Origin of the sequence: Geobacillus sp. LYN3 (assembly GCF_003064505.1) — a bacterium.
GTDB lineage: Bacteria > Bacillota > Bacilli > Bacillales > Anoxybacillaceae > Parageobacillus_B > Parageobacillus_B toebii.
This window is the reverse complement of sequence record NZ_QCWL01000001.1, coordinates 2,043,690-2,051,852: the sequence shown is the minus strand read 5'-3', so window position 1 is coordinate 2,051,852 and position 8,163 is coordinate 2,043,690. Positions and strand designations below refer to the sequence as shown.

General features: G+C 42.5%; 12 protein-coding genes and 1 pseudogene. 11 read left to right on the top strand and 2 right to left on the bottom strand.

Annotation, left to right across the window (positions count from 1 at the left end; genetic code table 11):
• The 3 genes from DCC82_RS10680 to DCC82_RS10675 all read left to right on the top strand — a co-directional run.
• Nucleotides 1-309: transposase (locus DCC82_RS10680; protein ID WP_146177914.1), on the top strand; the 309-nt coding region annotated here is incomplete at its 5' end.
• 397 nt (nucleotides 310-706) lie between these two features.
• Nucleotides 707-844: a hypothetical protein gene (locus DCC82_RS17665; protein ID WP_015864055.1), complete on the top strand. Its 138-nt coding sequence runs from the start codon at nucleotides 707-709 to the stop codon at nucleotides 842-844.
• Between the two features lie 267 nt (nucleotides 845-1,111).
• On the top strand, nucleotides 1,112-2,050 hold the full coding sequence (locus DCC82_RS10675; protein WP_015864054.1) for a magnesium transporter CorA family protein: 939 nt from the start codon (nucleotides 1,112-1,114) through the stop codon (nucleotides 2,048-2,050).
• 19 nt (nucleotides 2,051-2,069) lie between these two features.
• On the opposite strand, the gene DCC82_RS10670 is transcribed toward DCC82_RS10675, so the two are convergent.
• A complete protein-coding gene (locus DCC82_RS10670; RefSeq protein WP_015864053.1) occupies nucleotides 2,070-2,666 on the bottom strand; it encodes a DUF502 domain-containing protein in 597 nt (198 codons plus the stop codon).
• Between the two features lie 183 nt (nucleotides 2,667-2,849).
• Here DCC82_RS10670 and DCC82_RS10665 point away from each other — a divergent pair, with 183 nt between their 5' ends.
• The 7 genes and pseudogenes from DCC82_RS10665 to DCC82_RS10635 all read left to right on the top strand — a co-directional run bounded on the left by DCC82_RS10665 (nucleotide 2,850) and on the right by DCC82_RS10635 (nucleotide 7,603).
• Nucleotides 2,850-4,289, top strand: a complete 1,440-nt coding sequence (locus tag DCC82_RS10665) for an NAD(P)/FAD-dependent oxidoreductase (protein ID WP_097354576.1) — start codon at nucleotides 2,850-2,852, stop codon at nucleotides 4,287-4,289.
• Nucleotides 4,290-4,394: 105 nt separating this feature from the next.
• Nucleotides 4,395-4,871, top strand: coding sequence for a tetratricopeptide repeat protein (locus tag DCC82_RS10660; RefSeq protein ID WP_015864051.1), 477 nt, complete (start codon nucleotides 4,395-4,397; stop codon nucleotides 4,869-4,871).
• A gap of 86 nt (nucleotides 4,872-4,957) precedes the next feature.
• A complete protein-coding gene (bioB, locus tag DCC82_RS10655; protein ID WP_097354575.1) occupies nucleotides 4,958-5,953 on the top strand; it encodes a biotin synthase BioB in 996 nt (331 codons plus the stop codon).
• Between the two features lie 112 nt (nucleotides 5,954-6,065).
• Entirely contained in the window at nucleotides 6,066-6,185 is a 120-nt protein-coding gene (locus DCC82_RS18735) for an FAD-dependent oxidoreductase (RefSeq protein ID WP_015864049.1), read from the top strand.
• Nucleotides 6,161-6,361 (top strand): annotated as a pseudogene (locus DCC82_RS10645) (pyridine nucleotide-disulfide oxidoreductase); the annotation flags it as partial. The gene DCC82_RS18735 and the pseudogene DCC82_RS10645, both read left to right, overlap by 25 nt.
• A 248-nt stretch (nucleotides 6,362-6,609) precedes the next feature.
• Nucleotides 6,610-6,828 (top strand): YozE family protein, encoded by a 219-nt coding sequence (locus DCC82_RS10640; protein WP_041269683.1) that lies wholly within the window; start codon nucleotides 6,610-6,612, stop codon nucleotides 6,826-6,828.
• Nucleotides 6,829-6,958: 130 nt separating this feature from the next.
• The gene (locus tag DCC82_RS10635; RefSeq protein WP_062677719.1) at nucleotides 6,959-7,603 is read left to right on the top strand and encodes a hypothetical protein; all 645 of its coding nucleotides are present in this window, start codon (nucleotides 6,959-6,961) and stop codon (nucleotides 7,601-7,603) included.
• Here the strand turns inward: DCC82_RS10635 and DCC82_RS18580 are convergent.
• On the bottom strand, nucleotides 7,585-7,707 hold the full coding sequence (locus DCC82_RS18580) for a hypothetical protein (RefSeq protein WP_255265223.1): 123 nt from the start codon (nucleotides 7,705-7,707) through the stop codon (nucleotides 7,585-7,587). The genes DCC82_RS10635 and DCC82_RS18580 overlap by 19 nt on opposite strands.
• A gap of 137 nt (nucleotides 7,708-7,844) precedes the next feature.
• On the opposite strand from DCC82_RS18580, the gene DCC82_RS10630 reads away from it, so the two are divergent.
• Entirely contained in the window at nucleotides 7,845-8,030 is a 186-nt protein-coding gene (locus DCC82_RS10630; protein ID WP_041269910.1) for a YozD family protein, read from the top strand.
• Nucleotides 8,031-8,163 lie beyond the last annotated feature (133 nt).

The following is an 8,163-nucleotide window of genomic DNA, read 5'->3' as shown; positions in this document are numbered from 1 at the left end:
CTGACGCTCAAGGAGAACTCCTCCGGCCAGCGCAAAGGGCAAAAGCACATCTCCAAACGGGGACGGAAACGGCTGCGCTCGGTGCTGTTTCGGGCGATGATTCCGCTGATCCGGCACAACGAGGCGTTTCGCGAGCTGCATGAATATTACACGACCCGATCCGTCAACCCGCTGACCGGAAAGCAGTCCATCGTCGCCTTGTGCCGGAAGCTGTTGAATGTGCTGTTTGCGATTTGTACGAAGAAACAAGCCTTTGACGCGGAGCGAATGAAGCAGGACGTCTTGTCCCAAGTGCAACGGGCGGCCTAAGGCCTCCCCCCTGCGAACGGAAGAATCGTTGGACAACAGGATGACACCGGAGAAGCTGGCGTGATTTTATCCATTCGACCTTGAGTCCCCAAAGGAGCTTGGCCGGCCTCCGCCTGATGACGAGACCGAACGAGGGAATGTTGGCGCGAAGACGCCCGGAGACATGGGAGGGTTCGTCCTCATCAGCAACGCGGAGATCCAAAGGGTGCATCGAATACGCTTCTCCCCCACGGCAGGAAAATATAACCAGCCGTGGCCGCGAAGCGCACCCTAGGTCTGTAAGATATCCACAAAACTGAAAAAGGATGTAAGGGATTTTGTCGAAAAATATTTTTTGGACACCCCTGAGAGGCCGAAAAGCCTTGATAGATCAACATTTCTAGAGGGAGGACTAAAAATGGAGAAAAAAACCTCGTTTCCGCTGAGCTACGAATCCGATGGAGTGATGGGAAAAAAATCGAAAAAACGATCCAATAGCCGCAAAACGGAAAAAAATGATCGTGATTTTTTCAACACAACACCATCAAGCGAATAAAGTAGCCAGTAGGCTGCTTTTTTCTTTAGAAAACTACTATACAAATGCGCCATTCAACGTTATTATAATCGAGGAGTATTTTTTACGAAAGGAGTGACGTTTTCGTATATGAGTAGTCGAAGTTCGAGTGAACCAGAGCCGGAATATAGCGGGGGAGCACTGTCTTCTTCTTTTTCGATCACTGAGCTACTCATCGTACGAAAACGGGCTCCGATCGGAAAAGGAGAAGCGCAAACTTCCTCGTGGTGAAAAGGAGGAAGGATGCGTATGATGAAAATGTATTTATCGGATGCAAACGGAAAAATGAGAGAAATCGATGAAATTCAAAACGGCTGCTGGATTAATTTGGTAGCTCCGACGGAAGACGAAATCCGTTATATTGCTAATCATCTTGATATTCCAATCGATTCAATCACAGATGCGCTTGATGATGAGGAACGATCACGCATAGAAAAAGAAGATAATCACGTATTGATTATCGTTGATATTCCCATTGCCGCAAATGATGAAGTAGATGGTCCAATGTATGAAACGATTCCGATCGGCATGATTATTACGAATACGTGCTTCATTACTGTCTGTCTGCAGCAAAATCCGATTTTCGAGGAGTTTTCGAAAAACAAAATTAAAAACTTTTACACGTTCATGAAGACGCGTTTTGCTTTGCAAATGCTATATGTGATTTCCACTTATTATTTGCGTTATTTAAAACAAATTAGCCGCAGAACGACGGAAATCGAAAAAGAGCTTCATCAATCGATGAAAAATAAAGAATTGTTTTCGCTCCTCAGTGTGGAAAAAAGCTTAGTCTATTTTATGACGTCGCTGAAGGCGAACAATATTGTCATGGAACGGCTATTGCGTCTGAATTATTTGCGCATGTACGAAGACGATCAAGATTTGCTGCAAGATGTCATTATCGAAAATAAACAGGCGATTGAAATGGCGGAAGTATACAGCAGCATTTTAAGCGGAACGATGAACGCGTTTGCTTCGGTCATTTCGAATAACTTGAATATTGTAATGAAGTTTTTAACAGCGATTACGATTGTGATTTCCTTGCCGACAATGGTTGCAAGCTTCTATGGTATGAACGTGCCGATTCCATATCAGCATTCACCGTATGCATTTATGGTGGCGATGTTGATTGCTGGTTTGTTATCGACCATTACTGCGCTTATTTTTTGGAAAAAGCGATATTTTTAATTTCCAAAAGGGCTGCCTGTTATGTTTCAGGCAGCCCTTTCTTTTTGGATGAGGCCATTCCGCCGGAAAGCACAAATTTCATTGCTTCTTCCGGCTTCATATCAATAACCTGCACTTGTTCTTTCGGCACTAAAAAGGTAATGCCCGCTACCTGGAACGTTTGCGGAATATAGACAGCGACATGGTCTTGGAGCGGATTGAACCAGTTTGCGACTTCTTCTGACGTGATAAATCCGATGCATTTCATTCCTGTATTAGGCAATTCCACCAACACTACTTTTGAAAAGGACCGTTTTTCGCCGACAAAAGAGGTGATGGTATCTTTTATTACCGAATAAACCGTTTTAATTAACGGGATGCTTTCTAACAGGCGATCAACAAGCCGAATGATTTTGCTGCTAATATATTGTGTGGATAACCAGCCGAGAACGGTAATAAGAATGATCGTACATAATATTCCGATTCCCGGTATGTAATCATCTTTGAAATATGGCCGTACGTAGCTGCCGAACAGTCCATCAAAAAATGCAAACACTTTATAGCATACATATATCGCTAAAATAATCGGCACAAATGTAATCACACCGTTAATAAAATTTTTTACGAAAAACTTCATCCGTGTTCCTCCCTCTCTTTTTGTTACTTTATCAACTTATCAGTTTTTATCTGTGAAAACAAGATAGAAAAATGACGAACATTATTTATGTATAAACGAAGAAAAGTTCGTGTTTTATATTGACGAGAAGGAAAATAATTGATATAGTTACAAATGGAATACGGGAAGTGGGGGATTGAACAGATGAAGAGCCATTATGATGTCATTGTCGTCGGCGCAGGTCCGGCAGGCATTTTTACTTGCTATGAATTAACGCTGAAACTTCCGGGGGCGAACGTCCTGTTAATTGATAAAGGGCATGATATATATAAACGCAATTGTCCGATTCTTCAGAAAAAGATTGACAAATGCCCGCCGCCGGCCGGCAAAAAAGATTACGCCGGATGTGTGCCGGCATGCTCGATCACAAACGGATTTGGCGGCGCGGGCGCGTATTCGGATGGGAAATTTAATATTACAAGCGAATTCGGCGGCTGGATGACCGATTATTTGCCGGCTTCTAAAGTATTGGAACTCATCCGCTATGTTGACGAAATTAATTTAAAACACGGGGCGGCAACAGCCATTACCGATCCAATGACGGAGAAAGTCAAAGAAATTGAGCGCCGCGCTTACGCAGCTGGGCTGAAGCTATTGCGCGCCCAAGTCCGCCATTTAGGGACGGAACAAAACTTAGAAATTTTAAAAAGCATTTTTGAATATTTGCGTGAACGAATCGACATGCGTTTTAAAACGGAAGTGGAAGATATTATAACGGAAAAAACGAACGATGGGCATCGCGTGACAGGAGTAGTTCTGAAAAACGGCGAAACGCTGACAGCAGAGAAAGTCGTCATCGCACCGGGACGCGACGGCTCGGTATGGCTGACAAAAATATTGCGGAAGCGCCGCTTGCGCATGATGAACAACCAAGTCGATATTGGCGTGCGTGTGGAAACGTCGAACATTGTTATGGAAGAAATTAATGAGCATTTATATGAAGGAAAATTTATTTTCAATACGTCGGTTGGCACGCAAGTACGCACGTTTTGCAGCAATCCTTCGGGACACGTTGTCGTCGAAAACCATTCGGGCATCATGCTTGCGAACGGCCACGCGTACAGAGATCCAAAGCTTGGCAGCAACAATACAAACTTTGCTTTGCTTGTATCGCATAAATTTTCTGAACCATTTGATAAGCCGAATGAATACGCCCATGAAATTTCGCGGCTGGCAAACGCCTTATCGAACGGCGGCATCATCGTGCAAAAGTACGGCGACATTTTAAAAGGAAGACGCTCTACCGAAAAACGGATTAAAGAAGGGTTTATCGAGCCAACATTGAAAGAAGCGGTTCCTGGCGATTTAGGGCTAGTTCTCCCGTACAATACGATGAAAAGCATTATTGAAATGACGGAAGCGCTCAACCATGTCACACCTGGGATTGCTTCCGAGCATACGCTCTTTTACGGGGTCGAAGCAAAGTTTTATTCCGCCCGGCCAAAATTAAACGACCGGTTTGAAACGGAAATTTCCGGATTGTACGTCGGTGGGGACGGCGCGGGAATTACGCGCGGCCTCGCACAGGCAAGCGCCTGCGGCGTATGGATCGCTCGCGATATCGTCGAAAAATTAACCAAATAAATGGCAAAGGATATGCTGTCCCGCATGGACGCATATCCTTTTAGTGAAGGATTTTTCGTTCGTTTGCTCGAACAACCACATATTGAGGAGAAGGAGGAAAACTAAATGTTGAATAAGGCGATAAAACTGATTGAAGCAAAGCAATATGAAGAAGCGCAAACGATATTGCGCTCATTGCTTGATGCATTTCCTCAAGATGCAACCATTCACTTTTATTACGCCACTACCTATGATTCACTAGGGTTGGAAAGAAAGGCAATTCCGTATTATGAAAAGGCGATTGATTATGGTATTGAAGGCGAACTTCGTCAGAGAACCTTTATCCAATTAGGGAGCAGTTACCGCTGTATAGGTGAGTATGAAAAGGCGGCAAACATGTTGGAGCAAGGATTAGAAGAGTTCCCTGATAATTTAGCCTTACAAGCATTTTTGGCGATGACGCTATATCATATGAGAGAAGAAAAAAGGGCCGTATCAATGCTGATCCATGCCCTAGTCGCCTCTTCCTCCGACCCTTGGATAAAAAAATATGAAAAAGCATTGACGTTTTATGCTGATCATCTCGATGAAGTATGGGATTAATAGTCAACCTTTATAAAATTTAAGTTGACAATATAACTCCTCTTTCGCTACGATAAATGTAACGATGTGGAAAGGGGAGAGGAAAAATGGTAAATTGGCTGGAATTAGCCGATCGTGTCATCGAAGGGTATGAATTGACCGATGAAGAAGCGCAAGCAATTTTAGATTGTCCCGATGAAGAACTGCTTTTGCTGATGCAAGGCGCGTATAACATTCGCCGCACATATTACGGCAATAAAGTAAAGTTAAATATGATTATTAACGCGAAATCCGGGCTTTGTCCGGAAAACTGCGGATATTGCTCACAGTCTGCCGTTTCGACAGCGCCGGTAAAAACGTATAAAATGGTGGATAAAGAAACGCTTATTCGCGGAGCGGAAGAAGCATATCGCATGCGCATAGGGACATACTGTATTGTCGCAAGCGGCCGCGGTCCGAGCGAAAAAGAAATCGATACCGTTGTTTCAGCGGTCAAAGAAATTAAAGAACGCTTCGGTTTGAAAATTTGCGCATGCCTCGGCATTTTGAAACCAGAACAAGCAGCGCGCCTGAAGGAAGCGGGAGTAGACCGCTACAACCATAACATTAACACATCGAAAGAACATCACCCGAACATCACGACTTCCCATACATATGATGACCGCGTAAGGACCGTTGAAACGGTAAAACAAGCTGGCATTTCTCCTTGTTCCGGCGTCATTATCGGCATGAAAGAAACGAAGCAAGACGTTATTAACATGGCACGAAGCTTGCGCATTCTTGATGCGGACTCCATTCCTATTAACTTTTTACACGCGATTGATGGCACGCCGCTTGAAGGAACAAATGAGCTCGATCCACGATATTGTTTAAAAGTATTGGCATTGTTCCGCTATATGAATCCAACGAAAGAAATTCGCATCGCCGGCGGACGGGAAGTGAATTTACGCTCGCTTCAGCCGCTTGGCTTATATGCGGCAAATTCTATTTTTGTCGGCGATTATTTAACAACAGCTGGCCAAGAAAAATCAGAAGATTATCGGATGCTGGAGGATCTTGGCTTTGAAATTGATTTTGCCGAGGAACAGCAGGCTGTCTGTTAATGGTTGATTTACGCTGTCTCTTTTACGGAGACAGCTTTTTTTTATAAAGTGCATGAATACGAATCAGTAACGAACAATAAAAAATAAAAGCAATGATGGGATGTGACATACGATGTACGAATGCATCATTATCGGGGGCGGCATTGCCGGATTGCAGGCGGCGATCCAGCTCGGCCGTTATCATCATCGCGTTCTTGTGATCGATGCAAACAACTTGGCGTGGAACGATTAGAAAACAAGCATATTCCTACAAATCCACGGACAAAACAAACAAATGTCCCGAATATTTGGGCGGCAGGGGACATTGGCGTTCATTCGGAACAAGTGACGATCGCCATGGGGGAAGGAACACAGGAAGCCATTTGGATTCATAAAAGCATTGTGAATGAACAAAGTGATCAAAACTAATAAGAAGCGTGCAACTCCTATTTTTCATAAGGTGAAACATAAAATATTTTCATGAAAATGCATCTTTCAGCGTACTATTTCATTACAAGAAAAAAGGGGGGGATGGAAGCATCTATCATTGAATTTTACATAAAATGCTTGACGAAGATTAACGAAGAAAAACGCGGCTTTAGTTGTTTGACAGATGACAAAATCAAAAAAACTCACTAAAATGAACAACAAAGAATAGAAGGGAGAGGATGAGGACAATGGCGCGTTCGTTTTACCATTATTTATTGAAATTTCGTGATGGAAAAAAAGAAGATCCGTTCGTTCGGTTTGCTAACGGGGCATATTACGATCATAGTTTCCCGAAAACATCCGCCGATTATGATGAAATTAGTCGATATTTAGAACTAAACGGCGATTACTTAGATAGCATGATTATATTTGACGAACTATGGGAACAGTTTTCACAGGAGGCGTAAATGTCTTCCCATTCCCATATTTCTTTTTTTGTAAGCGTTCTCAAAATACTTTTTTCGGGATGGAAAGGGGTGTCCACTTATTTTTGCCTGCATATAATGTAGTATCACTGCTTTTAAACGGGGGATATAGATGAGTGGTGCAAAACGGCCAAAATTTTCTATTGGAGATATTGTCGTGAATATGTTGTATGGAACGGTCGGCACGATAACGAATATTCAACAAATAGATGATGCATTTTTATATGAAATTAATCACAGCCGCAGTTTATTTATGGAACATGCGTTAGTTTTATTATCAGAATTTACTGGCGATTTATGGATCACGCAAGAAATAGAAGTGGAATTGCCGTTTTTCTTAGGTGAAATCGTTCGCGTCCACGATTACGGCGACGATCTATTTAAAGTGATTGGGGTGCGTACGGAAATTTATCGCTATCAAGAAGAAGGATGGGAAGAAATTGTCTATGAATTAAAACGATTGATCGACGGCTGGGAAATTGAAGTCAATATGGAGGATGTCATTCCTTTAGCAGATGACGAAGAATCATCCGTCATTATTTTGCAAGATATTGTCCTATCGGCGCCGATAAAAGCATACGTGCTTCTTTCTCCTTCCGAGGAGACGACCCCATCACAATCCATTGATGAGCTGCTTGATATGTATAATGATTACAAATATTTATACGAATGGTTTGGCGATGAACAATATAAACAAATGATGGAAACAGTTGTAAAACGTTTACGAATTGTTGCCAATTACCATAATAAAAATTGAACTAAAACGAAAATGAAATAAGGAACGCCAAGCAATATCATAGCCGCTCCCAGCAAATTCACAACTGTTTCCATTGTTTTATCGATGATTGACTGCTTGTCCATACAATTTCCCTCCGCTATTGTTTTTTACGCTACTAATGTATGGGCGAAGAGGGAAAATTAGTACATAGATGATCAAATTCTTTTGACATAAAACGGTATAAGTGCACATAAAACAATTACAAAGGGGGAGAGATGTGGTGAAGGAAATTGAGGTTGTTATTGATACGGAAGAAATTGCCGAATTTTTTTATCATGAATTGATCCGCCGCGGTTTTGTACCGACGCAAACGGAACTAGAAGAACTAGCGGATATTACGTTTGATTATTTATTGGAAAAATGTATTATTGATGAGGAGCTGGACATAGGAGACAACGACGAGTAAGCACTACTCGTCGTTTTTTATTGAACTGCTTTGACAGCTGCGTTTAGTGTTTGAATATTACCTTAATTAGGCGAGAAGACTCCCACTTCAACGAAGCGAAGCGGAGTAAGTGGGAGATGAATCGCCTTAACTA

What these genes read in the sequence shown, in the direction of transcription:
- DCC82_RS10675 (WP_015864054.1), top strand. Translation starts at nt 1,112, where the DNA reads ATGATGAAAATGTATTTATCGGATGCAAACGGAAAAATGAGAGAAATC.
- DCC82_RS18735 (WP_015864049.1), top strand. Translation starts at nt 6,066, where the DNA reads ATGTACGAATGCATCATTATCGGGGGCGGCATTGCCGGATTGCAGGCG.
- DCC82_RS10660 (WP_015864051.1), top strand. Translation starts at nt 4,395, where the DNA reads ATGTTGAATAAGGCGATAAAACTGATTGAAGCAAAGCAATATGAAGAA.
- bioB (WP_097354575.1), top strand. Translation starts at nt 4,958, where the DNA reads ATGGTAAATTGGCTGGAATTAGCCGATCGTGTCATCGAAGGGTATGAA.
- DCC82_RS10635 (WP_062677719.1), top strand. Translation starts at nt 6,959, where the DNA reads ATGAGTGGTGCAAAACGGCCAAAATTTTCTATTGGAGATATTGTCGTG.
- DCC82_RS17665 (WP_015864055.1), top strand. Translation starts at nt 707, where the DNA reads ATGGAGAAAAAAACCTCGTTTCCGCTGAGCTACGAATCCGATGGAGTG.
- DCC82_RS10640 (WP_041269683.1), top strand. Translation starts at nt 6,610, where the DNA reads ATGGCGCGTTCGTTTTACCATTATTTATTGAAATTTCGTGATGGAAAA.
- DCC82_RS10665 (WP_097354576.1), top strand. Translation starts at nt 2,850, where the DNA reads ATGAAGAGCCATTATGATGTCATTGTCGTCGGCGCAGGTCCGGCAGGC.
- DCC82_RS10670 (WP_015864053.1), bottom strand. Translation starts at nt 2,666, where the DNA reads ATGAAGTTTTTCGTAAAAAATTTTATTAACGGTGTGATTACATTTGTG.
- DCC82_RS18580 (WP_255265223.1), bottom strand. Translation starts at nt 7,707, where the DNA reads ATGGACAAGCAGTCAATCATCGATAAAACAATGGAAACAGTTGTGAAT.